We start from the raw sequence: 25,585 nt of genomic DNA on the forward strand, positions 1-25,585 counted from the left end.
TACCGAGGCCGACGGCTAGTTGAGCGTCACGGCCGTCGAACAGTTGCCGACTCCGGTACGGCAGATGCGGACCTGCGTGTTCTCGCCCACTCCGACCTGCTCTTGGGCGTATGTCTCTGTGGCGGTGCACACCCTGATGCCGGCCCACTGCCAGCTGCCTCCGGAAGCCCGCGTCTGCCACTGGGCGCAGTGTCCGTCGGTCAGCGGGTCGCGTGCGACGAGGGCCCACCCTGCCCGCTGCCAGACGTAGCGTCCCCAGGCGCCGGTGGTGCTCAGCGTGTCGGCGGCTGCCGAAGCGGGCGTTGTGGTGAAGAGCATCGCCGATGCCATGAGGGTCGGCACGGCTACCGCCACGAGCGAGGAACGTCGAACGATCTCCTTGAACTTCACGTTTTCTCCCTGAGAGTTGGGACGCCGAATGAGCGCCCTTCTGTTGCGGGTCCGCCATGATGGCCCAACGAGAAAGATGGCGGGAAGCGAATCGACGCAGAGCGCATTTCTTCTCGTGTTCGCCCTGACTTATCGCGTTGATCGGATGCGATCTGCGCTGTTGGGTACTACCACCGGCCGGCGGGTGCGGACGCCTTGGTCCCCGGCGTGCTCCTCGATTATCAGAAAACGTGGGGAAGAAGTCGTTGACTGTTCGCGACGTCCTATTGCCGATTCGCGTCGGCCGCGGTCCCGTTCTCATGGTTTCGCCGGTGACGGGAGGTGTCGTCGTCCCGGGCGCTGTGGACCCGCCGGTCGCCGATCGGCAAGGGATCGACCGGCGGTCGGCAGGGCGCCGCTCTCGCAGGCGAAGCGCCGAAGCGCCGAAGCCGCGAAGTGCCGAAGCCGAGACCAGGCCGGCGGTTGTGATGGGGGATCCGCGGGGCGGCGTCACAGGCGACCACTCGTTCGCGGCTGAGTAGAAACTCGTTCCAATCGCATCGAACCGGTCACGTGAACTGCCCGTAGCTCTGAATGAACGGCCATCGTGCAGCGACGATGGGTTCGCGATTCCCCAGGGGAGAAGGGATCGGGTACAGATGCGACGCGGACGTATGGCCTCGGTCGCCACCGTGGTTCTCAGCCTCATCGTGCTACAGACGACCACGGCCTGCTCCGGAGCCTCTGACGAGCCGAACGCGGCCGCCACGGGGCCCGTGCCGAGCGCCTTGCCGGCAGAGGAGCTGGTGGACGGGATCGTCGCGTCGATTCGGGCTTCCAAGGCCGCCCCGGAGGCTTCCGACTCTTCTGCGCAGGACCCCGAGGACGGAGCGGCCCCAGCGGATGGCGCGGCCCCAGCGGACGGGGCCGCGCCGGCGGACGGGGCCGCACCGACAGAAGGGGCCGCGCCGACAGAAGGGGCGGCGCAGGGCGAAGCAGCGCAGGACGAAGCGGCGCCGGGGACGGTGTCGACTCCGTGGGGTCCGCTGAGTGCGGCGGACCGTGATCTGGTGGTCAAGGTACGTCTGGCCGGCCTCTGGGAGATCCCGACGGGAAGGCAGGCCGCGCGACGTGCCTTCCGGGCCGTCACCAGGAAGAACCTGGGAGAGATCGCCCGGCAGCACGAACTTCTGGACGCCGAGGTCCGGGAGGTGGCGGCGGAGCTGCGCGTGCCGCTGCCCGACGAGCCCAACGACGACCAGAAGGGGTGGATGGCCGAGATCTCCGCCAAGAAGGGACTCGCCTACGACCAGGTGGCCGTCATGCGTCTGCGGTTGGCCCACGGGAAGATCTTTCCGGCCATCGGCGCGGTCCGGGCCTCCACCCGCAACACGCTGATCCGCGGCTTCGCCGAGAGCGCGGCGAAGTTCGTGAACACCCACATGGGGCTGCTGGAGGGCACGGGCCTGGCCGGAGACCACGCCCTGCCTCCCGCCCCGACGGTGAGCGCGGTTCCTTCGACGGTTCCTTCGGGAGAGCCCGTGCCGAGCGCGCCGCCCGCGACCTCGCTGCTCGACGGCGGGAGCCACCATTCCAGCGACGGCCAATGACGCCCGCGCAGAAAGCAGCCGTCCGAACGATGCCGAACATGGCTCGTTGACCTAGACCTCGGTCTAGCACCTAACGTCCGCGGCATGACCAGACACGCGTTCACCGACGCGGAACTCGGCGCATCAGGCGCGGCCGACACCGCTGACGACGTTCTCTCCGGGATCGACCTGACCGGCAGGACGGCGGTGGTCACGGGCGGGTACTCCGGTCTGGGGCTCGTGGCCGCCCGCGCGCTTGCGGGCGCCGGGGCCAAGGTCGTGGTCCCGGCCCGTCGGCCCGATCAGGCACGGCAGGCACTCACCGGCGTGGAGAACGTCGTGATCGACCAGCTCGATCTCGCCGATCTCGCCTCCGTCCGGACGTTCGCGGAACGGTTCCGACGCGGCCACGACACCCTGGACATCCTGATCGCCAACGCCGGGATCATGGCCTGTCCGGAGACCCGGGTGGGACCTGGCTGGGAGGCGCAGTTCGCCACCAACCACCTGGGCCATTACGCGCTGGCGAACCTGCTGTGGCCCGCCCTCGAAGCAGGAACCGGTGCGGCCCGGAGCGGTACGGCCCGCGTCGTCGCGGTCTCCTCCGGATACCACCCGGACTGGCGCATCCGCTGGGAGGACGTGCACTTCGCGCACGGCTACGACAAGTGGGCCGCGTACGCCCAGTCCAAGCTCGCGAACATCTTGTTCGCCCGCCACCTCGATCGGCTGGGCGGACCACACGGCGTCCGGGCCTTCTCGGTGAACCCGGGATGGATCCTCACCTCCCTGCAACGGCATCTCACGGTCGACGAGATGGTCGCCGCCGGCTGGATCGACGCCGGCGGTACTCCGGCGCCGGGCCTGTTCAGCACACCCGGGCAAGGCGCCGCGACCATGGTCTGGGCCGCCACGTCACCCGAGCTCGACGCGCACGGCGGCGCCTACTGCGCCGGCTGCCGCATCGTCGAAGGCGGACCGGCGGACGGTGACGAGGCGGCCCGTCTCTGGGCGCTCTCGGCCCACCTCACCGGCCTGGAGGGGGTCGGCCAGGTTGCCGCCGGCCGGGTGCGGCCGTGACGTCGCCCCTCTCCAGAATGATCAGTTATCGATCACGTGGTCGGCGTCGTGCGCCATGGCGAGGGCCCGAATGTGCCCGAGCATGGACGGCCAGAGTTGCCTGGGCAGGTCATGGCCCATGCCGGGGTAGGTCACCAGGCGCGCGCCGGGGATGGCCGCCGCGGTCGCCTGGCCGGCCTTGAGCCGGATGACCGGGTCGTCCTCGCCGTGCAGCACGAGGGTGGGGACGCGCAGCGCCGCCAGTGCCTTGCGCCGGTCGCCGGAGGCGGTGACCGCGGCGCGCTGGCGCGCGTCGCCGTCGGGGCTGCCGGGATGGCGCTCGTAGGAGCGGCGGCCGATGTCGGCCGCCTCCTTCTCGTCGAAGGGGTAGCGCGGGGAGCCGATGAGCTTTTTCATCTCGACCGCCTCCTGTGCCGCCTGGTCAGGGCTGGTGACCGGCATGTGGGCGAGCTTCATGATCGCTCTTAAGGTGGCGATCTTGGGCATGGTGCCGATCCGGGCCCCGGGGGTCGACATGATCGAGGTGAGGGTGCGCACGCGGGCAGGGTGCCGGATGGCGAGGGTCTGGGCGATCATCCCGCCCAGCGAGGTGCCGACCAGGTGCGCGGACCGCCATCCGAGGGCGTCCAGCACCGCGAGGGCGTCCTCGGCCATGTCCTCCAGCCGGTACGGCGCCGAAGAGGGGCGGATCATGGTCTTGAGCCAGCCGGGCGCCGGCACGCCGGTCAGGTGGGTGGACAGGCCGGTGTCGCGGTTGTCGAACCTGGCGACCGTGAAGCCGAGGTCGACCAGCGCGTCGCAGAGGTCGTCAGGGAAGATCAGCATCTGCACCCCGGTACCGCTGATCAGCAGCAGCGGCTCCCCGTCCGTCGCGCCGAAGGTCTCGTAGGCGAGTTCGATGTCGCCGTTGCGCGCCATGCCCATGGTTCCGCCCTCCAGGTAGGCCATACTGTCTGTGAACGCGATCTCAGTGAACTGTGATTCACTGAATTCAGATTCACTCAAGTTCGCCCGTTCGTCAAGGGGGCCATGTGTCCGCATCCGCGCCGACGCCCGCGAGCCGCAAGGAGAAGGCCGCGCAGACCGAGACCTCCCTCAAGGAGGCCGCTCGCCGGGTGTTCGCCCGCGACGGCTATCTCAACGCCAAGATCACCGACATCACGACCGAGGCGGGACGCTCCGCGGGCTCCTTCTACAAGCACTTCGCGGGCAAGCAGGAAGTGCTCCAGGCGCTGCTGTCCGACTGGCTCGCCCAAGCCGGCGAAGATCTCTCCGTCCACGAGGCGGGCGACGACCTGTCGAGCGAGCCCGCCCTGCGCGCCCGGGTGGCCGCGTACTGGCACACCTACAAGGCGCACCTGCCCGAGATCCAGGCGCTCGGCCAAGCCGCACTGGTCGACCCGGAGTTCGCCGAGCGCGTCGCCCAGATCCGGCACGCCCAACTGCGGACCATGCGCGAACACCTCCAGCGGCTCCAGGCCGCCGGCTTCGACCTGCCCGGCGACCCCGCCGTCCTGGCATCGGCGTTCAACGCCCTGCTCGAAGGGTTCTGCGCGGTCTGGCTCACCGGCGGCGAGCCCATCGGCCGCTCACTGGGGGACGACGAGGCGATCGACACCCTCACCGGCCTGCTGCGCCACGGCCTCACCGGCCCCCGGACATAGCGGCCGGCCGAGGCGCCGCCCCGTCGACGAGCACCAGGACGACGCCGCCGGCCGCCGGCGGAGGTACCCGCGCGGCTCGATGCGCGGGCCGGCGCGAACAGAGGTTCCGCGGGCGTGCCGGATAGGAGAAAAATGAACTGATCAGCCGGTCAGGCGGGCAGCACGTTGTCCGCGAACGCGCCCTGCATGTTTCCTCGCTCCTCGAAGACGAACACGATGTACGTCTCGAAGTACTCACCTGGCTGGCCCGCGACGCGCGCGATGCCGACCTTGGTGCTGGCCTTCCAGACCAGCTGCGTGAAGTGGCCGGCGCCGGACGAGAACTGGGCGGCGGCGAAGTCGTAGGCGGCGATCTCGTCGTACCACTTCTTGACCGCGACCGATCCGGGCAGGGCCTCGGCGTCGCCGCCCCAGAAGATGTTCTCGCCCGTCTGCGCGCGCAGGCCGGTGTGACCGGCCCTGAGTCCCTCCTGCTCGGAGCGGGAGGAGGCCCGCTCCAACGCGTAGGCGTTGAGCTCCGGGTCCAGGACCATGGGCGGCGCGTGGTGCTTGGCGCGGTAGGCGTTGGCTTCGGCGAGTGCTTCGGCCTGGAACTCCGGGGTGGTGGCGTTGGGCAGGGCGGGACGGGTTCCTGTCATGCGACATCCTTCGAACAGCGCTGGGGGACGCCGGGCCGGATCACGATCGCTATACGTCGCGGCCTCATATCGGCGGTGGGCGGCCTTTCCGTGGCCGCTCTGCTCATCTTCCGCCGTCTGCACGAATCCGCTAGATACAGTGCGTGTCCGACATCGGACACTAAGCCACCACATCAAGATGCTTCAAAGGTGACGCTCGCCAGCGAGCTTCTCGCACAGCGCCCAAATGGCGTCGCGGTTGCGTTGGTCGAGGATCGCGGCGGGCCACGGGGTGCGCTGCGGCAGATCGATGTGTACGCGTGGCCGGGGTAGGCCACGTTGAGGGTCACGCCGGTGCCGGTCAGACGTTCGGCGAACGTGTGGCTCATCGCCATCAGGGCCAGCGTCGTCGTTTCCGGTGTCGCGCCGACGACCGGGCCGCGCTACTGGATCGCGCCTTCGGCCTCCTGCGCCCGGCGCCGCCCATGGTGGAAGGACGCGGCGTCACGTGACCGGCCAGGCGGCGAGCTGGAACCAGACGGACTTGCCGTACGGGTGCAGGTTCCAGCCCCATTTGTGCGACAGGCTCTCCACGATCGCGAGCCCCCGGCCGGACGTCTCCATGGAGTCGGCGCTTCTCAGTTCCGGAATCTCGACGCACGAGTCGTACACGTCCACGGTCATCAGGTCGCCGTCCCGGCCGACGGCGATTCGCACGGTGGTCGTGGCGGCGAGATTCACCGCGCCGTGCGTGAGCGCGTTCGTGACGACCTCGGACGCCAGCAGTTCCGCGATTTCCGAAGTCTCTTCCGTCGCGCACCAGTCGAGGGCGACGTCCCGGACGAACCGTCGTGCGGACGCGACGCATTTGAGGTCGCGCGGGATCCATTTCTGCCCCAGCAGGGCGATGGGAGCACCCGGCCCGTAGGCGTATTCACATGACGTCCTGGAAGCCTCGACCGCCCCTGACATGATCTTTCTCCTCGCTGCGGAATTCGTATGCCAAGGGTGCCGAATGGTGACTACGCTCGGTAGGCGAACGGTTACCAGACCGCCGGTTTGAAGGTCGGCTTCCGTTCCTTGAATCTCCGTGATTGGGGGCACGATGGTGGATCGGTACACACCTCAGGCCATCTGGGGCAGAGAACTACGGCACTACCGTCAGGCGGCCGGGTTCACCCAGGCCCAGCTCTCTCAGAAGATCCATTTCAGCGAGTCGCTCATCAGCGGCATCGAGACCGGCCAGCTCCCCGCCAGCCCCGAGTTCGCCCAGTCCTGCGACACAACCCTCAACACCGACGGCGCCCTCCACCGCCTCCTCGACTGGAGGCGAGGGCAGGTCTTCCCCGCCTGGTTCGGAAGGTGGAGGGACAAGGAGCAGGCCGCGACGGCTCTCCGCGCTTACGAGCCGATCCTGATCCCTGGCCTTCTTCAGACTCCCGAGTACGCCTTTGAAGTGCTCTGCGGAGACGAGGCCGCCGTGCAGGCTCGCATTGAGCGTCAGGAGATTCTGAGACGTGAGGATCCGGCTCCGCCCCTCTATCGGTGCATCATCGACGAGGCGGTGCTACACCGGCTGATTGGTTCGACCAAGCTCATGCACGACCAACTTCAGTACCTAGCCTCAATGGTTACATCCCGTATCAGTGTCCAGGTCGTGCCGCTTGGTGGTATGAATTCGGGACTGCTGGCAGGTTTCGTGCTCGCTACATTGCCGGGCGGAGACGAGGTAGTTTATTTGGACACCGCTGTGCGTGGAGTGGTGACCGCCGATCAGGAAGACGTCGCGGCTGCCGTCGTGAAGTTCGAGGCCATTCGGATCGAAGCGCTGCCGCTGCAGATGTCGATAGATCTCATCAAGAGAGCAGCGGAGGAACGATGGGCCTAGATGACGTCAAATGGCAGAAGTCCAGCTACACGGGCAACAACGGCGGCAACTGCGTCGAGGTGGCTCACTGGCAGAAGTCCAGCTACACGGGGAGTAACGGAGGGAACTGCGTTGAAGTGGGGCAGCTCCAGCGCCTGATCGCGGTGCGCGACTCCAAGCGTCCAGACGGGCCCAAGCTGTTCTTCGCCCCTGGCGAGTGGGGTGCCTTCCTGGGCGGGATCAAGGCCGGACGGTTCGATCAGCCGTAGTCGGCGGCTTCTTGGTCGCTCGGGCGCTGTGCTCGGGCGGCCAAGATCCTTTCTAGCCTCCGGCGCATCAGTCTCTTTGGTCACAAAAGCAACACCGTCATGTGCGGAGAGTGATGAAATGATTGGCTTGATCGCGGGTCTGACAGCTGAAAGTTAACTGGCAATGAGGCTCCTGACCTGGGGCGACGGGTGAACGGTGCGAGAAGACCAGTCAAACCGCAACACGTCGGTACGAACCCTCCGTAGGATCAGTACCGAACTGTGATCCCAGACTGGAATCCTGATACGCCCTGGTAGACCGGTCGCCGCCGCTGGAATGGAGAAGTACGTGCTGAAGTCGCAAGCACGCCGCCGCATCGCCACCAAGGCAGCCATAGCCGGAACAGCCAGCATGGGTGTCCTGCTAGTCGGCATTCCACAGATGGCGGCTACTGCGGCTAATCCTGTGATCTATAGCTGCACCAGTACGGATGGCGCTACGGGGAATGTGTCGGTCAATCTGCTCGCGACGAGGCCGACCCCGACTCCCAGTGAACCGGTCGGCATCACAGTCAGCGTCGGCAACGGTGCTACTCCCCTGAAAGCGGGAGCCTCTGGCATTCCCATCGGAGAGTACGTCTGGGTGGAAGGCGAGGTTGTGGCGACGCCAGTAGCTGGCGGCACTCCGCTGACTGCGCAGACCGCAACGGCGACTTCCTCCGTCTCGATCTCTCCATCAGTGTCTCCGAGTGCCACTCTTCCCCTACCGCTTACGGGCGGAGTGGTAACAGTGACGCCTACGGCCAGTGGGACGGTGGGCGTCGTGGCGGAGACGGTTTTGGTGAAGATCGGGCCCACCGCAGGGACCGTCCCTTCTCCTAGCCCGACTGCCACGTTCACCTGTACGGTTCCGGCGGCCGCAACACCCGCGCGGCTTTCGCTGGTGGTGCGGTCGAGCAGTCCTACAGCTTCGCCGAGTTACTCGGACCCCTACGACACTCCGACCCCCACTCCGACGCCGACTTTGAGTCCTACTCCTCGGCAGACGCATACCGTGTTCGAGACGGTGACGCATAAGCCGCGTAACACGCAGCAGGTCACGCGGAAGCCGGTGGCCGGGGCGGCTACGGGCGGTGGTGGGGACGCGGGGCCTGACGGACGGATGTTCGTGCTCGTCGGCACGCTGCTGGTCGGCGGTGCCGCCGTGGGTGGGTTGTTCCTGCGGCGGCGTCGGCCGCAGCAGCACTGATCGGAGGCGCTCGGGGTGACTATGCCTCCGGAATACCCGTACCAGGACGGTCAGGGCGTTCCGCAGCCAGGCCAGCCGTACGGTCCGCAGGTCTACTACCAGTACGCCGCGCCCGCCGGTCAGTGGCAGGGGCAGGAGCGGGCCGACCGCGGGCAGATCATGCGCGCGGTGCTCATCCTGGCCGCGGTGGCCGGGGTGGTCACCGTCGTGGTCGGGCTGCTGTTCATGATCAACGCGCCGGAGGAGTACGGCCTGACGGACGCGCGCACGCCGATGAAGCTTCAGGCGCAGCCGCCGGCCGGAGGGTTCGCGGCCTCGGTCGGTCCGGGCGGCCTCGGGCAGCCGCTGACGCAGGCGGACCCGACGGCGCCGCCGCCCGCGCCGCCGCTCCCGGCGGCTCCGGCGATGCAGCCGTCCACGCCCAAGCGGCTCATCGTCAAGAAGCTCGGCATCAACGCGCCCATCCAGTCGGTCGGCCTGGACAAGAAGGGCGCCATCCAGACGCCGTCGATCAACAACCCGAACCTGGTGGGCTGGTACCGGTACGGCCCGACGGCCGGGCAGGCCGGCCCGGCGGTGATGCTCGGCCACAAGGACACGGTGACGCGCAGCGCCGTGTTCGCCCGGCTGCGTGAGCTCCAGTACGGGGACACGGTCGAGGTCGTCCGCATGGACGGCACGGTGGCGGTCTTCACCGTCGGCGGCGTCGAGCAGGCGGCCAAGGAGACCTTCCCCACCAACCGGGTGTACGGGAACGCCGACGCGGCGGAACTGCGGCTGATCACCTGTGGCGGAAGCTACAACCACATCACCGGGCACTACGTGGACAACGTCATCGTCTACGCGAGGATGACGAGCACGCGCAAGGCGTCCTCGGGACGCTGACCTGCGCGTCCATGCCCCCGGCGGAGGTGTTCCGCGACGGGGGACGTGAGTGCACCCTGCCCTCCGCGGAGGATTATTCTGTTATAACCTCGGATAGACCGAACATTGCTCGGTTTCATGTGGTGGGACGGAACCCAGGAGGCACTGTGGCAGAGGCGTACATCGTCGGGGCGGTCCGTACCCCGGTTGGCAAGAAGAAGGGCGGCCTGTCCGCCGTCCACCCCACCGACCTGGCCGCCCACACCCTCAAGGCCCTGGTCGAGCGCACGGGCGTCGACCCCGCGGCCGTCGAGGACGTCATCATGGGCTGCGTCATGCAGTTCGGCCCGCAGAGCCTGGACATCGCGCGCAACGCGTGGCTGTCGGCGGGCCTGCCGGAGACGGTGGCCGGCGTCACCATCGACCGGCAGTGCGGCTCGTCGCAGCAGTCCATCCACTTCGCCGCCCAGGGCGTCATGTCCGGCACGCAGGACCTGGTGGTCGCCGCCGGCGTCGAGTCGATGAGCATCGTGCCCATGGGCTCCAGCATCACCGCCGCGCTGGAGAAGGGCATGCCCTTCCCGTTCGGCGAGATGTGGGTCGAGCGGTACGGCAAGCAGGAGATCTCGCAGTTCCGCGGCGCCGAGCTGATGTGCGAGAAGTGGGGCCTCAGCCGCGACGAGCTTGAGCGGTACGCCTACGAGAGCCACCAGCGCGCCGCCAAGGCCATCGCCAACGGCTACTTCAAGGACCAGATCGCCCCGATCAACGGCGTCGAGGACGACGAGGGTCCCCGGGCCGACACGACCCTGGAGAAGATGGCCGGGCTGAAGACGCTGCGCGACGGCGGCCGGATCACCGCGGCCACCTCCTCGCAGATCTCCGACGGCTCGGGCGCCCTGCTGATCGCCTCCGAGCAGGCGGTGAGGGACCACGGCCTGACCCCGAGGGCGCGCATCACCACGCTGGCGCTCACCGGCGACGACCCGGTGTACATGCTGACCGCGCCGATCCCGGCCACGCAGCGGGCGCTGAAGAGGTCCGGGCTGTCGATCGACGACATTGACGTCATCGAGATCAACGAGGCGTTCGCCCCCGTGCCGCTGGCCTGGCTCAAGGAGATCGGCGCCGACCCGGCCAAGACGAACCCGAACGGCGGCGCCATCGCGCTCGGCCACCCGCTCGGCGGCACCGGCGCCATCCTGATGACCAAGCTGCTGCACGAGCTGGAGCGCACCGGCGGGCGTTACGGCCTGCAGACCATGTGCGAGGGCGGCGGCCAGGCCAACGTCACCATCATCGAGCGTCTCTGACCGCTCACGCGTTGAGAAACGGCGGTGTTCCGCTCCCCGGAAGCATGAGCGGGCACCGCCGTTTCCTTTTTTCTTTCTGCGGACGCGTCCCAGTCCGGCGGATTCACGTCCAGCGGGATAAGCGTATTACAACCCGGCGGGGCCTCGGGACGTTTCACTTTCGCGGAGACGCCCCGCTAGTATGCTGACCTGGGTTCCAGGCCGATCTACCGAGGATGTGCGAGCCACTTGGACGTGCTACTGGCCGTCTCCGGTGATTTCGATGTCACCGCCGCCGAGATTATTCATTCCTGGAACATGAGCGACGATCACACCAGGGTCGCCGTGGCCCGCCCGTACGGGGGCAGGCTCGACCACTTCGACGCGGCGGAATTTCTCGGGTCCGTCCTGGTGGTGATGGGTTCGCTCGCCTCGGGTGTGGCGGGGAACGCGCTCTACGATTTGCTGAAGGCCATCCTGCTGCCGAAGGCGCGCGGTCGCGAGATCACCTATAAAGAGATCGACAGGCCGGACGGCACCAAGATCATAGAAGTGCATCTGTCCGAGAACGAATGACCGGGTTAGAGGTCGAGCACCTCGGAGGGCGACGCGTTCGGATCGCTCTCGACGGGGCCGCCGTCCCGGTCGAATTCGACGATCCGTTCACCGCCGAGGCCGCCGAAACGCTGCGCTGGCTGCTGGAAGACTGCCCTGACCTGCCGTTCGGCCCTGAACGGCAGCGCTGGAAGGACGCGCTGAACACGGTCGAGGAGATGGGCGAAGCGCTGTGGAACGCGCTGACGCCGACGGAAGACTCCCAGGCCGTCATGCGGACTCTGGCCGAACGCCACTCCGATATCACCCGAGTTAGGGTTATATCGGACGATCCGCGCTTTCTGGGAATACCGTGGGAGCTCATTCGCCTGCCGGGCACCGGGGACTACCCATTGGTGCTGGTCCGCGAGTTCACCCGCTGCCGCCGCACTCGTGACGGAGCCCATGCGGCGACCGTCCCTCGGCAGGCCGAGTCCTTGAGAATTCTCCTGGTCTCTCCCCGGCCTTACGGAAACCAGGATGTCAGGCCCCGAACGGTCCGCGGCCCGATTCTCGAGGCGGCGGCCAGGTCCCAGGGCGTCGTGCGCGTCGACCTGTTGCGCCCGCCCACCCTGCGCCGGTTCAAAGAGGTCATGGCGTCGTCGTCGGAATATGACATCGTCCATTTCGACGGGCACGGCTTTTTCGAGGAAGGCGCGACCGGAATCAGCAGCGGCGTCCTGTTCGAGAGGGAGGACGGCGGGCCCGACCGGGTGCTTTCGACCGAATTCGCGGGCGCCGTGCCCGCCGGGACCGTTCCCATGATCGTGCTGAACGCGTGCCGTTCCGCGAAGGCGGCGCCCGGCACCACCGTCGGCTCCGTGGCGATGGCCCTGCTCGACCGCGGAGTCCCCGCCGTCCTCGGGATGACGCACAACGTGGGCGCCTCCCAGGTGTCGTCGTTCTCGCGCGCCTTCTACGACGCGATGGCCGAAGGGCGGAGCGTCGCCGTGGCGGCCTCGATCGCGCGGCGGGTGCTGCTGCGCGAGGCGGACGGCGAGGAGGGGGATGACAGGGACAAGGAGGAGAAGGCGCGCGTCCGGCGTCCGTTCCACGCCCTCCCCGTCCTGTACAGCGTCGACACCTGGACGCCCGCCTTCCCGCACGTGATCCCCGACGCCCCGGCGACGGTCTTGGAGGGGGACGACGGCGAGGACCTGCGGGCGCTGATGTACCGGGACGACGAGCTGACCACGCTCGACCGGCTGCTCATGGAGCCGGATCCCGTGGTCGTCCACGGTGTCGTCGGCGGCGGGAAGACGCGCTTCCTGCACACGTACCGCAGGTACAACGAACTGATCAACGCCTTCGACGAGATCCGCCCGATCTGGAGCGAGGACCTCGCCCGCGACCCGTCGCTCCCGCTGAGGGCCGCCCAGGCCGCCCGGGCACGGCCGGAGCGCTCCGTCCTCCACGTCTGGGACGGCGTCGACGGGGCCTCCTTCGCCAAGGTGGAGGAGGCCGCCCGCATGCTTCCGGGCGGCCACAGGGTCCTCATCGCCACACGGCACGACGCGTTCACGTCCAGGCACCGCTCGCACGCCCTGGGGGACATGGGCACCGAGGTCACCGGCTGGCTCATCGGCCGGATGTTGCAGGACCGGCCGGAGATCCGGCGGCCCGACCCGTACATCGCGGGGTTGCCGAGCTGGCTGCCGCGGGCGTCCGGCTGGCACGCGGCGAGCGTGCGCGCGATGGGTCGCGCGCTCGAAGGCCGGGCCATCGACGAGGTCTGCTGGAGCATGGAGATCGGCTTCCCGGCGGGTGAGGACGACCCGCTGCTCGACCCAGAGGTGGTCCGCTGCCTGGAAGGCGCGCAGGGGGCCGGGGAGGTGGAACGGCGGCGGCTCGAACTGATCCCGTTCATCGGGCTGTGCGGCCACACGGCCCTTCCCGGGCTACTGGGCCTGGTGACCGACCGAGGCCTCCAGCGCGATCCCTTCGCCGAGCTCATGGGGATCCGGGTGCCGAGGGCCGAGTGGGAGCAGGTGCTGCTGCTCGCCGAGACGATGGGCCTCATCCAGCGGTTCCACAAGAGCCCCGCGCTGGGCTTCAGCGTCCCTCCCGCGGTCTCCTTCGCCCTGAGGGGAGCGCTGGCCCGCCGATTCTCCCGCGACGAGCTCGGTTCCCTGCGGCTCGCCGTCGCCGAGGCCACGTACGGGATGATGGTGACCATCGTGCCCGAGCCGGAGAAGGCCGACACCAACGGCTACGCCTGGCGGCGGCAGCGCAACTTCTTCATGGACATGCTGGAGAGCAGTGTCTGGGTCGCCCTGCTCAACGCGCTGGACCTCGGCGAGTACGAGGTCGCCGCGAAGATCGCGGCCGAGTACGCGCGGGAGCCGCCCGGGTCGTTCGGCTGGTGGCGCGCGTGGGGCATGCTCGACGATCTATGCGACTACACGCGGCCGGCGCACGGCGGCCGCGTGGAGGCCGCCGCCTTCTTCGGCGCCGCCGACGACATCCTCAGCTGGGCGGCCGCGCAACGGCGCGACTGGCCCACCGCCAAGACCCATCTCGAACGGCTGATCGGCCCGCCTCCCACCGCGTACACCGAACCGCGGCTCCTGCCCCTCCTGCTCAGGGGCGCCCGCGTCATGCTCCACACCGACGGCGTGGCGGAGGCCAGGCGGCTGCTGACGCTGGCCGTCGACCGAGCCCGGGCGCAGGGGACGCCGGGCGCCGTCGCCGAGTGCCGGTCGACGTGGCAGCAGCTCGTCGACGACATGGCGCTCGCCCCCACCGAGGCGGGCCGGCTGGCGGCCGAGGTCGGCCTGCCCCCGCCGAACGCCGACGAAGAGCGCCCGGTGACGTACAGCCAGATGTCACGGGCTGAACTGCTGACGGAGCTGCGCGAGGCCGAGCTCCAGGACAGCCCGGCCCGCATCGTCGGCCTGCGCCGCTACCTGGGGGAACGGGCCAGGAACGCCGGAGATCTGGACGAGGCGCGCGGATGGCTGCGCTCCGCCCTGGCCCTCGGGATGAGGAACCCGCTGGTCGGCGAGGTCGCGTGGACGGCCCACGAGCTGTCCATGGTCGAGGAGCAGGACGACAACCTCGACGACGCCGCCCACTGGTGCCTGTTCGCCATCGAACGCGCCCGGGAGCGGGGAGCGGGCCGCACCGAGGCGGACGCCCACCACGAGCTCGGCATCATCGAGATGAAGCGAGAACGCCACGCCGAGGCGGCCGCGGCCTTCGAGGTCGCGCTCCGCTACTACCGGCGCAACCACATGCCGGACTACGCCGACGACACCGAGTTCCTCATGGCGGTGATCGACGTCCAGCGGGGCGAGCGCGAGGAAGGCGTCCGCGCGTGCCGGCGGCTGGTCGAACGCTTCGACCGGGCCGGCTCCCACGCCATGCTGGTGCGGGCCTGCCTTTTCATCAGCGAAGACGCGCTCGGCCATGACGAGAACGAGATCGCCGCGGAGTACCTCGGCCGCGCCAGGCGGGCGATGGAACACGTCGACGCGCCGGACCGCGAGGACATGCGGGAGGCCGTCTCCGCGATGGAGCAGGAACTGTGAGACGGCGGCCTCGTCTCCGGGCAGCGGGAGCGGGAGCTGTGAGGCGGCGGTTCCGTCCCCGGGAAGGCGCGCGGGAGTGGTGAGACGGCGGTGTCCCGCTCCCGGGAAGGTGGGAGCGGGACGCCGCCGTTCGCGGATCCCCGAACGAGGAAGGGCGGGAACCCGGGCCTGTCAGCGGCCCTTCGGCTGGCGCCGGGGCGGCGTCACGCGTCGTACCGGCGCGGGCGGCACCGGAATGCGGCGCGGGGCCGCGGGCAGTCGCCGCTCGGGCTGTGACGAGCCCTGCGCGGCGTCCGGCTGGAGCGCCGGCAGCGCGATCTCGGGCCGCAGCCCCGGGAGGGCAGAGCCCGGCACGGAGAGCCCATGCTCGGGCGGGAGCGAAAGCTCCAGCTCCAGCAGGGACGCCGTGCTGGTGGACGCCTTGATCGCCGGAAGAGGGCTCTGCTGAGCCTTGGCGGTCTTGCCGCCGTTCTTGTGGCCGTTATGGGCACGCATACACGTCTCCTTACAGATGGCGACGCGGCAGGGAACTCATGCCGGTCGAAGCGTCAGCCGCCGCGTCTGGATGGACGGGACCAGAGAGCTGAGCGCGGACGGATCGGTCAGCGTGACCGATCGACGCCGTCAGTAAGGAAAAATGCGCATGCCCCGACAGTACGAGTCCCCCGCGAACGCCACAACCGATTTATCGGGCCCCGCACAGCCCGCGAACAGCCGCCAGGCCACCCCTCGCGAACGCCCGCGGGTCACTCCCCACGAACTGCCAGGTCGCTCCCCGCGAACGTCCGCCGGGTCACTCCAGGGGACGTCCGATGGAGGGGCCACGGCCGGGCGGCTCGAACCGGGCCGTCGGCGCGGCGGACAGGTCCGGGAGCTCGACGCGTACGAGGGTGCCCTGGCCGGGCAGGGATCGCAGGTCCGCACGGCCGCCGTGGGCGGTGGCGATGGCCTGGACGATGGCCAGGCCGAGCCCGCTGCCCTCGCTGAGCGCGGAGTGATGGAACCGGTCGAAGGCCCGCGCGGCGTTCTCGGGGGACATGCCCGGCCCGTCGTCGCCCACCTCCAGCACCGCGGGGGGCCTCAACCGCACCGTGGCGGCCGTCCCCGGCGGGGTGTGCGCGCGGACGTTGGCCAGCAGATTGACCAGCACCTGGCGGATCCTGGCCTCGTCGACGACGGCGACCAGCCGTCCGGGCGCCTCGACGGTCACCGGGTGGTCGGGGTCCAGCGCGGTGAAGTCGTCGGCGACCTCCCCGGCGACCGCCGTCAGGTCCACCGGCGCGACGGCGAGCGGCGCCCCCTTGTCCAGCCGGGCCAGCTCCAGCAGCTCGGAGACCAGCCGCGTCATGCGTGTCGCCTCGTCCTCGATGCGGCGCATGACCTGCGGGACCTCCTCGTCCGGGATGGCCCCCTGGCGGTACAGCTCGGCGTACCCGTGGATGGTGGTCAGCGGGTTGCGCAGCTCGTGCGAGGCGTCGGCGGCGAAGCGGCGCACGCGTTCCTCCGACGCCCAGCGCGCGGCGAACGCGTCCTGGATGCGGGTGAGCATGACGTTGATCGTCGAGCCGAGCCGCCCGGCCTCCGACTTCCCCTCGGGCATGCGGGCCGACAGGTCTCCGCCCTCGGTGACGAGCTGGGCGGTCCTCGCCATGCGGGACAGCGGCGCGAGGCCCTTGCCGATCAGGAACCTGCCCAGCAGGGCGAGCAGCGCGATCAGCACGGCCCCCGTGACCAGCTCGGTGATCACCAGGCGGCGGATCGCGTCACGCACCTCGTCCAGCGGCACGGCGACGACCACGATGCGGTCGCCGACCGTCATCCGCGCCGCCGCGGCCCGCAGCCGCTCGCTGAGGGCGAACGGCCTGCCGCTGTCGGCCAGCTCCTGCAGCCGGGCCTCGCTCATCCGCTCCAGCATCTCGGGGACGTGCACGGCATCCGGGTCGTCGCCGCCCAGCAGCCGGCCCCGGTTGGTGGAAAGGTTCAGCAGAGCCACGGCGGACGTCGGGCTGGCGTTGACCAGGGCGATGTTCGACGCCCGCACCAGCCGGGCGGCGGACGCCTTCGCGGCGGTGGCGAGCGTCGCGTCCGTGCGGTCGAGCATGTGGCCGCGCAGCACCAGGACGCTGACGACCGACAGCGCGGCAAGGCCGACCGCCGTCACGGAGAGCAGCCCCGCCAGCAGGCGTCCCCTGAGCGTCACGCCGGACCACCGCACCGGGCTAGCCGTCGGTCGCGGGACGAAGGGCGTAGCCGACGCCGCGCTGAGTGTGGATCAGCGGCGGGCCGAGCGGGTCGAGCTTGCGCCGCAGATACGAGATGTAGGTCTCGACCACCTGCGACTGGGTGCCGAACCCCCACACGTGCTCCAGCAGCTGCGCCTTGGTCAGCACCTGTCCGGGGTGGCGCATCAGGAAGGCGAGGAGACGGAACTCGGTGGGGGAGAGGTCGACCGGGGTGCCGCCCCGGCGCACCTCCCAGCGGGCCTCGTCCAGCTCCAGATCGGCCACGGCCAAGAACGCCTGGTCGGCGGGCGGCACTGCCGGATCGGACCCGGCCGCGCCCCGTCGGCCGCCTCGCCTCAGCACCGCCCTCGCCCGGGCCACCAGAGCCTCCACCGAGAACGGCTTGGTGACGTAGTCGTCCCCGCCCAGGGTGAGGCCGTGGACGGTGTCCGCCGGGGCGTCGCGCGCCGTCAGGAAGATGACCGGGACGTCATCCCCGTCGGCGCGCAACCGCCGGCACAGCTCGAACCCATCCAGATCGGGCAGCATCACGTCCAGCACGAGCAGGTCCGGCATCCCGGAGCGGGCGATCTCCAGCGCCTCGTACCCGCGCGCCGCGCTCACCACCTCGAACCCGTGGAAGCGCAGCGCCATGCCCACCAGGTCGCGGATGTTGCGCTCGTCGTCGACGACGAGGACCTTGGGCTTGTTCGTCTGGTCGCTCATCCGTCCTTCGGTCAATCCTTGGTCTTCTTCGGCACCACCACTCCCTGCGCCGTCCGGGCGTCACCGTTGGGCGTGCCCAGGACGAAGACGCCGTCACCGGACGTCAGCGCAGAAGAAGCGGACTTGGCGCCATTCTTGCGGACTTTAGTATCCGTGTTCAGCGCCCAGGTCCAGTTCGCGCCGTCGGCGCTCTTGACGGTGATCGAGCCGCCGGACACCGCGGTGACGTCGCCGCGCTGCCAGGTGTAGGTGGCGAAGCCCCCGCCGCGCGCCCGGACGGTGGCCTCGCCGTGCAGGCCGATGAGGCCGCGGCGCAGGGCGAGACGCAGCCGGGGACGGTCGCCCGGAGCGTTGGTCAGAGCGACGGCTTCGCTCGCGGCGGCCTCGCTCGCGGCGGAGTCCGCCGACAGCAGCTCGTAGGGGACGCCCGCCTGCTCGCCGCCCGCCTGCCGCGCGACGGCGACGCCGCCCAGCGCTCCGAGGGCCAGGGCACCCGCCACCGCCCCGGCGACCAGCGTTCTAGAAAGGTTTCTCATGCTCCCAGCCGACCGGAGACGGCTAGGAGAAGAGCGAGGAATTCCTGTGATATCCCGAAGAACGCCACCGTCGCGCCGCGCCCGGCGCGAACTCCCACCGGACCGCCACGCCGGAACGCGACGGCCGGTCGTCACCGTCGCTCCGGAACGCGGCGGTTCGTCGTCACCGTCGAGGTCTGCGCGTCACCGCTGCGGGACGCGGGCCACGCAGAAGACCGTCTGGCCGAAGGGCGGACGGATGAAGCGCTCGATGAAACGGGTCGTCGGCACGACGGTGCGGTCGTAGATCTTGACCAGCCGGGGGTCGGGGTAACCGACGCCGCCGCGGCGCACGGCCGCCCACCAGGCCAGGCCGCCCAGGAAGTTGATCGGCTTGAGCACCTCGGCCTTCAGCCCGGCCTCCGCGACGGTCTTGCCCAGCGTCGAGGGGGTGTACCGGGTGACGTGACCGACCTTGCGGTCGAAGTCCCCGTAGAGCTGCATGTAGCCGGGCACCCAGATGACGATGCGGCCGCCGGGCTGGGTGACCCTGGCCAGGGACCGCAGCGCCTCGACGTCCTCCTCGATGTGCTCGAGGACGTTCATCAGGACGACGGTGTCCACCGGATCGGCGAGCGGGATCTCGGTGGGCAGGCCGAACTGCAGCACCTGGATGTCGTCGCGGCCCTCGAACCGCTTGCCGAGCTGCTCGACGCAGTAGGGGTCGAAGTCGCTGACGACGAGGCGGTCGAGGCGGGGGAGGAATTGCTCGGCGAAATGGCCGAGGCCCGAACCGATCTCGAGCATGGACCTGCCGACATGCGGGGCGACCATATCGAACTCGTACTGCCGGTAGTTCTTGGCCTCGTCGCCACCGAGGTGGTTCTCCAAGGCCTCGTCACCGGCCGCAGGTTGCACCACGCGGTCATACCCAGACATGCGTCCCCGCCCAGTTTCGTTCACTCAAAAACCGCAGCCCCGAACAGGGCCACGGCCACGGATGGGCAACGAGTCTAGCCGCCCTGGTCCGCGCCGGTCCCAACTTCCCGGGGAGCATGCCCGGAAACGCACTGAACGCGAGTCTTGCCATGCCTTTGCGCGAAGAGCTCCAAAGAAACTACCTTTTGTCGCTCAAGGATCTTCCAAGGAGCCCGCGACGGACGACGACGAGGCGATAACCCGCTCCCTGGCGGGTGATCTCGCCGCCTACGAGGTGCTGGTCGCGCGCTACAGCGCGGTGGCGCATCGTACGGCCGCGCTCCTCGGCGCCGGGCACGAGGCCGAGGACGTCGTCCAGGAGGCCTTCGTCAAGGCGTTCCGGCATCTGGCGGGCTTCCGCCGCGACGCGGCGTTCAAGCCGTGGCTGCTGCGCATCGTGGCCAACGAGACCCACACGATGACCCGGTCGAGGGGGCGCCGCGCCGAGCTGGTGCTCAAGGCCGGCGCGGAGCCCGACCTGCGCGTCCCCGAGGACCCCGAGGGCGCGGCCATCGCGACCGACCGCCGGGCCAGGCTGCTTGCGGCCGTGCGGGCACTGCCCGACCGGGAACGCCGAGCGGTGGTCTGCCGGTACTTCCTACAGCTCTCCGAAGCCGAGACGGCGGAGGTCCTGGGCTGGCCGGTCGGGTCGGTGAAGTCGCGTACCTTCCGAGGGCTGGCACGGTTGCGGAAGGAGGTGGGCGGTGAACTCTCCTGAAGACGCGAACCACGACGCGGACGCGAACGACGGCACGAACGCGAACGACGACGCGAACGCGAACGACGACGCGAACGCGAACGACGACGCGAACGCGAACGACGACGCGAACGCGAACGACGACGCGGACGTGAACGCGAGTGCGGGCGACGGCGTGAGCGCGGACGACGGTGCGCGCCGCCCGGGCCTCCTGGAAGCCGAACTCCTCGCGCTCGGCGAGGCGCTGGACACCCCCGGCCCGCCTTCCTCCGACGTCGCACGCGCCGTCCGCGCCCGTCTCGAAGGGCTCACTCCGGCGGACCTGTCTTCCACACCCGCGTCGACGCCGCGACGCGGCCGGCGGCCGCGGTGGCGGTGGGTGGCCACCGGCGTCGCGGTGATCGCGGCGGCGCTGCTCGGGCTGACGCCGCAGGGGCAGGCCGCCGTGGCCCACGTGTTGCGGCTCGCCGGCGTGGAGATCCATGTCGGCGAACCGGGCTCGCTCCCGTCGGGGGTTTCGGACCCGCTCCCATCCGGGGTTGCGGACCCGTTGCCGTCAGGGGTTTCGGGCACGCTGCCCGGTGAGAGGCGCGTGAGCCTGGATCAAGCCCGCGAGATGGTGGAATTCCCGGTCAAGGTGCCGGCCGCGCTCGGCGACCCCGACGACGTTCGCGTGAGCGACAAGGGCCGGGTGCTCTCGCTGTTCTGGCCGGGAACGCGGCTGGACCTCTATGACGGCACGCTGGAGGCCGTCTGGCGCAAGGAACTCGGCGAACCGTTCCCCCGCCAGGTCGCCGTCGGCTCGGCCCCGGGCTGGTGGATCTCCGGCCCGCACGGCCTCTCCTACCTTCCCCGCACCCAGGGGAGCGCCGAGCCGATCGAGCGCCGCGCGGCCGCCACCCTGATCTGGCAACAGGGTCAGACCGGCTACCGCCTGGAGGGCCCCGCCGATCTCTCGCGGGCTCTGGAGATCGCCCGCTCCCTGCGCTGACGCCGCCGGACCTCAGTAACCGGGCGGCCGGACCCCAGGAACCGGGCGGGCCAGGCCTCAGGAGCCTGACGGCCGGGCCTCAGGAGCCTGACGGCCGGGCCTCAGGAACCTGACGGCCGGGCCTCAGGAACCTGACGGCCGGGCCTCAGGAGCCTGACGGCCGGGCCTCAGGAACCGGGTGGCCGGGAAGTCAGGAGCGGGGTGGCCGGACGGACGTCAGGAGCCGGGAGGCGGCGGGGGAAGGGTCGGGCCGGTGTCGGGGGCTTGGGAGGGGTTGGCGGTCCGCGACGAGGGCGGGGGCGGAGGAGCCGTGGGGCCCGTCTGCGAGGGCGGTGTGCTCGGCTTGGCGGACCGGGTCGGCTTGGACGTGCGGGTCGGCTTGGCGGTCGGCGTGCGGGGCTGCGAGGTCGCCGGCGGCGGGGGTGGCTCGGTGCGCCGCGCGGTGGGGGGCGCCGTCGTCCGTTTGCGGGCCGGGGTGCGCTGAGCGGCCGAGGTGCGCTCCGCGGCCGGCGGCGGCGGGGGCGACTCCACTCCCGTGGGCGGCGCGGACGTGGACGACCTGGCGGTGGGCGACCCGGAGGCCGTCTGGATCGCGGCCGGTGCGCCGGACCCGTCGCCGGAGGACTCAGGCCAGGCGAACCAGATGCCGGACACGGCCGCCACCAGCAGCATCAGCCCGATCACGATGGGGCCGCGCCGGTCGGTGCCCAGCCATCGGCGGATCGGTCCTTCATCGTCGTCCAGGTCCATCGAGGTCTCCCACGTGCGCCATCGGTCCGCACGGGGACCGCTTCCGGTGGAATTCTTGGCATACGGCGGACGACGGCGCGATGAAGCAGGTTCATCCCAGTTGTCTGGCACGATGCTCGTCTCCGAGGGATCCACGTTGGTTGCCCGATGCACATCGCGGCTGTCGTCCCTCCGTGTGCATTCAGGTGTGGGTTAAGACCGCAACGCAGTCAACAGAGTATAGAAGTTTGTTATGTGATGAAAGTGATATGAGCAGCTGGGGCGTCCTCCCGTATATTTCTGACTGCTTTGCCAGTTCCGGATTTTCCCATTTGCATCGAGTCAGGAGAGCTGATCCCCGTGCTGAGGAGGGATGACCCCGCTGCGCTGGAGCGCCTCTGCCGTGAGTATGGAGATCATCTCTACGACTACTGCCAGTCGTTGCTCGACGATGAGGACGCCCTGTCGGCGACCGTCGGGGCACTGTACGGGGCGGTCGCCCATACCGATCGGCTATACGACGCGACCCGGCTGCGCGCGTGGCTCTACTCGCTGGCCCGCGCCGAGTGCCAGGCCCGCCTCGCCGGAGTGGCCCACAAGGGCTCCTACGCCCGGCAGGGTCGCGGCGGTTCGCCCGAACTGGGCGTGGAGGTGCTGGCCTGCCTGGAGCCGCGCGAGCGCGAGATCCTCGACCTGACCTTGCGCCACGGGCTGAAGTCCGACGAGGTGGCCCGGGTGCTGGACATCTCGGTGGACGCCGTGGAGTCCGCGGCCCGTCTTGGGCGTCGCCACGCCGAGCAGTGGCTGGCCGCGGTGATGGACGCCCGCGGCCCCGAGCCGCGTTGCTCGGTGCTCCCCGGCCTGGTGAAGTCGTGGGCCGAGTCGCCGACGCGGCTGCTGCGCGCGCACATCACCCGGCACGTCCGGTCGTGCAAGCAGTGCGAGTCGGCCACGTCGGGCGTCACGATGACCGCGCTGATGACCCGCATGCCGATCCTGGCGAGCCCGGCTCCCTCCGAGCGGCTGTTCGCCGGCGCCGACGCCTCGTTCACCGCGGCCGAGACCCGCACCGAGAGCTGGCACCCCGACGGCTTCCCCGTGCAGCCCGACGCCCTGGAGGACCCCCCGGCACCCGAGGCGCCGCTGAGCGTCGAAGAGGGCTTCACCCCCGACCGGCCCGAGGGCGCCAAGCCGCCGCCCGAGTTCTGGGAGCCCGACCCCGAGGCCGACGACCCCGAGAGCCGCATCCGCTGGGGTCGCGTCGCGCTGGTGACGGTGGTGTCGGTGGCCTCGGCCGGGGTGCTGTGGTCGCTGCTGTTCAACCCCACCGGCACCAACGGGCCGGTGGACGTCGAGGCCGCGGGCGGCACGATCGTCGTCACCCCGGGTGAGTCCCTGCCGCCGCTGGTCGACTCGCCGCCGCCCCCGCCCCCCGCCGGCACGGCCGGCCCCGTGGCCAGCCCCGGGGCGACCGGGGCCGCCGCCACCCGTCCAGGCGTGGGCGCGCCCACAGCGTCGGTGCCGGTCGTGCCCCCGCCGACCAGCTCGAAGCCCACCGCCACCCCCAAGGGCAAGAAGTCCTCCGCCCCGACCACCAACGACGGACCCAACAACCCGCCACCGCCGCCGAAGACCACCTCGACGCCCAAGCCGTCCCAGAAGTCCACGCCGCAGCAGAGCTCGCAGCCGCAGACCAAGCAGACCACCTCGGCTCCCCCTCCACCGCCGCCCCCTCCGCCGCCGGCCTTCACCGCCTCCACCACCTCGCTGGACGTCGGCGTCAACCGTGACGGCACGGTGACCCTCAGGTCCCAGGTCGGCTCGATCACCTGGGACGCCGTCGGCCGAGACATCCTGGTCTCTCCAGGCTCGGGCAGCACCGGCAGCGGGCAGACGGCCTCGATCGGATTCAGCGTCCGCTCCTCCGCGCCCTGTGGGCAGCAGCAGACGGCCTACATGTCCATATCGTGGTCCGGCGACAACCAGGGGACAAAAGGCTCCGGGACCATCGGCGTGAACATCGCGTACACGAAGCCCTGCTGAACCGACTGAGCACGAGGAGACCGCGCATGCCCCGACTCCGCAAACGCGAGTGGATCATCGCCCTCGTCGCGGTGATCTTCACGCTGACGATAGGCATCCCGACCGGTATGGCCCTCGCCGATCCGGGCGCGAGCACCGATCCCGCGGTCAACAACGAGTGCGACGACATCCTGGGAACCGGTACCCCTGAGTACATGTACTGCTCCTGGATGGCGAAGACGCCGAAGGACGCACTGGACGTCGTGCGCTTCTGGGCTCGCAACGACGGTGAGAAGCTCAAGGAGGCCGTCCCCTACCCGGGCCCGGTGCTGTTCTGCATGGACAAGACCAACAAGGGCCCCGGCATGCAGGACTGCGCCGACAAGGACCAGGTCCTGTGCAAGTACGACCACTCGGCCGGCAAGTACGTCTGCAAGGACACCAGCGGCAACATCACCAAGCCGCCGGCCAAGGCCTGCCAGGGCGGCGAGTTCGACTGCTCCGGCGGCGGAGGCTCCTCGGGAACGCCGACGACCACCTCAGGCGAGACCACGTCGGGGGAGACCACGTCGGGCGCGTCACCGACGCCGACGGGCGCGACCCAGAACCAGACGGACCCGGACGCGCAGACGGTGAACGACCCGAACGCGCAGACCCAGACCGACCCGCAGACCCAGGCCGACCCGGACGGTCGGCAGGCGCCGCAGGTCGAGACCTCCGACGCGCCCCAGACCCAGGAGTCGGTGGCGCCGGACCCCAGCGCGAGCGGGGACGCCCCGCAGCCGGACGCCTCCACCCAGCCGCAGCCCGACGCCTCCACCCAGCCCGCGCCGAGCGCGACGCCGAAGGCGTCCAAGGCTCCGCTGGCCGCGCCGGACGACGCCACCGGCAAGGCGGCGGCCACCGCGGTCAAGCTGGGCATGCGGGTGTGGATCGAGAGTGAGCTGGCCCCCGCGTGGACGGCCGGCAAGGAACAGTTCGACGCCGCGGTCGCCTCGATGGCCGCGCAGGCGAGTCGGCCCGGAGTTGTGGGCGTCAAGTTCGCCCAGGACCTCGGCTACTGGGGCTTCAAGAACGCGGGCGACGTCCGCAAGTTCGTCAAGGACGCCTCCGCCGCCCTGCGCGCGGCGATGCCCGCGGGCAAGCAGCTGGCGGTGGACGTGGTGGTGCCCGAGATGGGCTGTGGGGTGTCGGAGCCCTGCCAGGCGGCGCTGCGCGCCAAGTACCCGCTGATCAGCCGCGCCAACGTCGAGAAGTACGTGCTCACCGGCGATGTGGACCACGTCAACGTCTCCAGCGGCCTGTTCGCCAGCGAGTACGCCAAGTACAAGATCACCCAGGACAAGGCGCTGCGCAACCAGTGGATCGCCGTGCGGGCCCGCGGCTGGGACACCCGCGTCCACGTCGGCGCCCGCGAGGTGGGCCTGGCCCACAGCGGTCAGAACAAGCTCACCGCCGCCCAGGCCGAGGCCGCGGCCAAGCTGCGCGTCGACCTGCCGCTGCAGGCGGGCGTCCAGACCGTCATGCTGTGGACCCACCGCCAGGAATGGGACGGCGCCACGTGGCGCATCCTCGACCAGGGGCTGACGGCCAACACCATGTGGAAGGCGCTTCAGGCCCGCAAGGGGCTCGGCCGGCTGTCGGTCACCTTCGACGCCAGCGACCCCGAGAAGGGCGTCACCCAGGACCTCACCAAGCTCGCCGAGGTCTTCGACGAGGTGTACATCCACTCGCAGTGACAC

General features: G+C 70.0%; 24 protein-coding genes. 14 read left to right on the forward strand and 10 right to left on the reverse strand.

Features of this window, described 5'->3' with window-relative positions; all coding sequences use genetic code 11:
• Positions 1 to 15 precede the first annotated feature (15 nt).
• Entirely contained in the window at positions 16 to 390 is a 375-nt protein-coding gene (locus tag ACFO60_RS06000; RefSeq protein WP_380838003.1) for a hypothetical protein, read from the reverse strand.
• Positions 391 to 1,043: 653 nt separating this feature from the next.
• On the opposite strand from ACFO60_RS06000, the gene ACFO60_RS06005 reads away from it, so the two are divergent.
• Both ACFO60_RS06005 and ACFO60_RS06010 read left to right on the forward strand, forming a co-directional pair.
• A complete protein-coding gene (locus tag ACFO60_RS06005; protein ID WP_380838101.1) occupies positions 1,044 to 1,979 on the forward strand; it encodes a DUF4142 domain-containing protein in 936 nt (311 codons plus the stop codon).
• Between the two features lie 84 nt (positions 1,980 to 2,063).
• Positions 2,064 to 3,038: an SDR family NAD(P)-dependent oxidoreductase gene (locus ACFO60_RS06010; protein WP_380838005.1), complete on the forward strand. Its 975-nt coding sequence runs from the start codon at positions 2,064 to 2,066 to the stop codon at positions 3,036 to 3,038.
• Positions 3,039 to 3,059: 21 nt separating this feature from the next.
• On the opposite strand, the gene ACFO60_RS06015 is transcribed toward ACFO60_RS06010, so the two are convergent.
• Positions 3,060 to 3,986, reverse strand: a complete 927-nt coding sequence (locus ACFO60_RS06015) for an alpha/beta fold hydrolase (protein ID WP_380838007.1) — start codon at positions 3,984 to 3,986, stop codon at positions 3,060 to 3,062.
• Between the two features lie 83 nt (positions 3,987 to 4,069).
• Between ACFO60_RS06015 and ACFO60_RS06020 the strand changes: the two genes are divergently transcribed.
• Complete coding sequence (locus tag ACFO60_RS06020; protein ID WP_380838009.1) at positions 4,070 to 4,702, forward strand: TetR/AcrR family transcriptional regulator; 633 nt, start codon at positions 4,070 to 4,072, stop codon at positions 4,700 to 4,702.
• A gap of 149 nt (positions 4,703 to 4,851) precedes the next feature.
• Here the strand turns inward: ACFO60_RS06020 and ACFO60_RS06025 are convergent, their stop codons facing one another.
• Together ACFO60_RS06025 and ACFO60_RS06030 are read right to left on the reverse strand one after the other, a co-directional pair.
• Positions 4,852 to 5,340, reverse strand: coding sequence for a CAP family protein (locus ACFO60_RS06025; RefSeq protein WP_380838011.1), 489 nt, complete (start codon positions 5,338 to 5,340; stop codon positions 4,852 to 4,854).
• A 483-nt stretch (positions 5,341 to 5,823) separates the two neighbouring features.
• Positions 5,824 to 6,291, reverse strand: coding sequence for an ATP-binding protein (locus ACFO60_RS06030; RefSeq protein ID WP_380838013.1), 468 nt, complete (start codon positions 6,289 to 6,291; stop codon positions 5,824 to 5,826).
• 133 nt (positions 6,292 to 6,424) lie between these two features.
• Between ACFO60_RS06030 and ACFO60_RS06035 the strand changes: the two genes are divergently transcribed.
• The 7 genes from ACFO60_RS06035 (at position 6,425) to ACFO60_RS06065 (ending at position 14,963) form a co-directional block, all read left to right on the forward strand.
• Positions 6,425 to 7,207: a helix-turn-helix domain-containing protein gene (locus tag ACFO60_RS06035; RefSeq protein WP_380838015.1), complete on the forward strand. Its 783-nt coding sequence runs from the start codon at positions 6,425 to 6,427 to the stop codon at positions 7,205 to 7,207.
• Positions 7,198 to 7,455, forward strand: a complete 258-nt coding sequence (locus ACFO60_RS06040; RefSeq protein WP_380838017.1) for a DUF397 domain-containing protein — start codon at positions 7,198 to 7,200, stop codon at positions 7,453 to 7,455. The genes ACFO60_RS06035 and ACFO60_RS06040 overlap by 10 nt, the downstream gene beginning before the upstream one ends.
• A 1,033-nt stretch (positions 7,456 to 8,488) precedes the next feature.
• On the forward strand, positions 8,489 to 8,683 hold the full coding sequence (locus ACFO60_RS06045) for a hypothetical protein (protein WP_380838019.1): 195 nt from the start codon (positions 8,489 to 8,491) through the stop codon (positions 8,681 to 8,683).
• Positions 8,684 to 8,704: 21 nt separating this feature from the next.
• Positions 8,705 to 9,568: a class F sortase gene (locus tag ACFO60_RS06050; protein WP_380838103.1), complete on the forward strand. Its 864-nt coding sequence runs from the start codon at positions 8,705 to 8,707 to the stop codon at positions 9,566 to 9,568.
• A gap of 146 nt (positions 9,569 to 9,714) precedes the next feature.
• Complete coding sequence (locus ACFO60_RS06055; protein WP_380838021.1) at positions 9,715 to 10,860, forward strand: acetyl-CoA C-acetyltransferase; 1,146 nt, start codon at positions 9,715 to 9,717, stop codon at positions 10,858 to 10,860.
• Positions 10,861 to 11,088: 228 nt separating this feature from the next.
• The gene (locus ACFO60_RS06060; protein WP_380838023.1) at positions 11,089 to 11,415 is read left to right on the forward strand and encodes a hypothetical protein; all 327 of its coding nucleotides are present in this window, start codon (positions 11,089 to 11,091) and stop codon (positions 11,413 to 11,415) included.
• Entirely contained in the window at positions 11,412 to 14,963 is a 3,552-nt protein-coding gene (locus ACFO60_RS06065) for a CHAT domain-containing protein (protein WP_380838025.1), read from the forward strand. The genes ACFO60_RS06060 and ACFO60_RS06065 overlap by 4 nt, the downstream gene beginning before the upstream one ends.
• A gap of 171 nt (positions 14,964 to 15,134) precedes the next feature.
• Here ACFO60_RS06065 and ACFO60_RS06070 read toward each other — a convergent pair whose 3' ends face one another.
• The 5 genes from ACFO60_RS06070 to ACFO60_RS06090 all read right to left on the reverse strand — a co-directional run bounded on the left by ACFO60_RS06070 (position 15,135) and on the right by ACFO60_RS06090 (position 19,347).
• Positions 15,135 to 15,458 carry a hypothetical protein gene (locus ACFO60_RS06070; RefSeq protein WP_380838027.1) on the reverse strand — a complete coding sequence of 108 codons (324 nt, stop codon included), beginning with the start codon at positions 15,456 to 15,458 and terminating at the stop codon, positions 15,135 to 15,137.
• A 298-nt stretch (positions 15,459 to 15,756) separates the two neighbouring features.
• Positions 15,757 to 17,163, reverse strand: coding sequence for a sensor histidine kinase (locus ACFO60_RS06075; protein ID WP_380838029.1), 1,407 nt, complete (start codon positions 17,161 to 17,163; stop codon positions 15,757 to 15,759).
• Between the two features lie 19 nt (positions 17,164 to 17,182).
• The gene (locus tag ACFO60_RS06080) at positions 17,183 to 17,911 is read right to left on the reverse strand and encodes a response regulator transcription factor (protein ID WP_380838031.1); all 729 of its coding nucleotides are present in this window, start codon (positions 17,909 to 17,911) and stop codon (positions 17,183 to 17,185) included.
• Positions 17,912 to 17,922: 11 nt separating this feature from the next.
• Positions 17,923 to 18,447: a hypothetical protein gene (locus ACFO60_RS06085; RefSeq protein WP_380838033.1), complete on the reverse strand. Its 525-nt coding sequence runs from the start codon at positions 18,445 to 18,447 to the stop codon at positions 17,923 to 17,925.
• 183 nt (positions 18,448 to 18,630) lie between these two features.
• Positions 18,631 to 19,347 (reverse strand): class I SAM-dependent methyltransferase, encoded by a 717-nt coding sequence (locus ACFO60_RS06090; protein ID WP_380838035.1) that lies wholly within the window; start codon positions 19,345 to 19,347, stop codon positions 18,631 to 18,633.
• Between the two features lie 292 nt (positions 19,348 to 19,639).
• Here ACFO60_RS06090 and ACFO60_RS06095 point away from each other — a divergent pair, with 292 nt between their 5' ends.
• Positions 19,640 to 20,122 (forward strand): RNA polymerase sigma factor, encoded by a 483-nt coding sequence (locus ACFO60_RS06095; protein WP_380838037.1) that lies wholly within the window; start codon positions 19,640 to 19,642, stop codon positions 20,120 to 20,122.
• The gene (locus ACFO60_RS06100) at positions 20,109 to 21,092 is read left to right on the forward strand and encodes a hypothetical protein (RefSeq protein WP_380838039.1); all 984 of its coding nucleotides are present in this window, start codon (positions 20,109 to 20,111) and stop codon (positions 21,090 to 21,092) included. Before ACFO60_RS06095 ends, ACFO60_RS06100 begins: the two co-directional genes overlap by 14 nt.
• A 216-nt stretch (positions 21,093 to 21,308) precedes the next feature.
• Here ACFO60_RS06100 and ACFO60_RS06105 read toward each other — a convergent pair whose 3' ends face one another.
• The gene (locus ACFO60_RS06105; RefSeq protein WP_380838041.1) at positions 21,309 to 21,842 is read right to left on the reverse strand and encodes a hypothetical protein; all 534 of its coding nucleotides are present in this window, start codon (positions 21,840 to 21,842) and stop codon (positions 21,309 to 21,311) included.
• Positions 21,843 to 22,181: 339 nt separating this feature from the next.
• Between ACFO60_RS06105 and ACFO60_RS06110 the strand changes: the two genes are divergently transcribed.
• Both ACFO60_RS06110 and ACFO60_RS06115 read left to right on the forward strand, forming a co-directional pair.
• Positions 22,182 to 23,864 carry an RNA polymerase sigma factor gene (locus ACFO60_RS06110; RefSeq protein WP_380838043.1) on the forward strand — a complete coding sequence of 561 codons (1,683 nt, stop codon included), beginning with the start codon at positions 22,182 to 22,184 and terminating at the stop codon, positions 23,862 to 23,864.
• Between the two features lie 26 nt (positions 23,865 to 23,890).
• On the forward strand, positions 23,891 to 25,582 hold the full coding sequence (locus ACFO60_RS06115; RefSeq protein WP_380838044.1) for a hypothetical protein: 1,692 nt from the start codon (positions 23,891 to 23,893) through the stop codon (positions 25,580 to 25,582).
• Positions 25,583 to 25,585 lie beyond the last annotated feature (3 nt).

It is taken from the genome of Sphaerisporangium dianthi (assembly GCF_042654065.1).
GTDB classification, from domain to species: domain Bacteria; phylum Actinomycetota; class Actinomycetes; order Streptosporangiales; family Streptosporangiaceae; genus Sphaerisporangium; species Sphaerisporangium dianthi.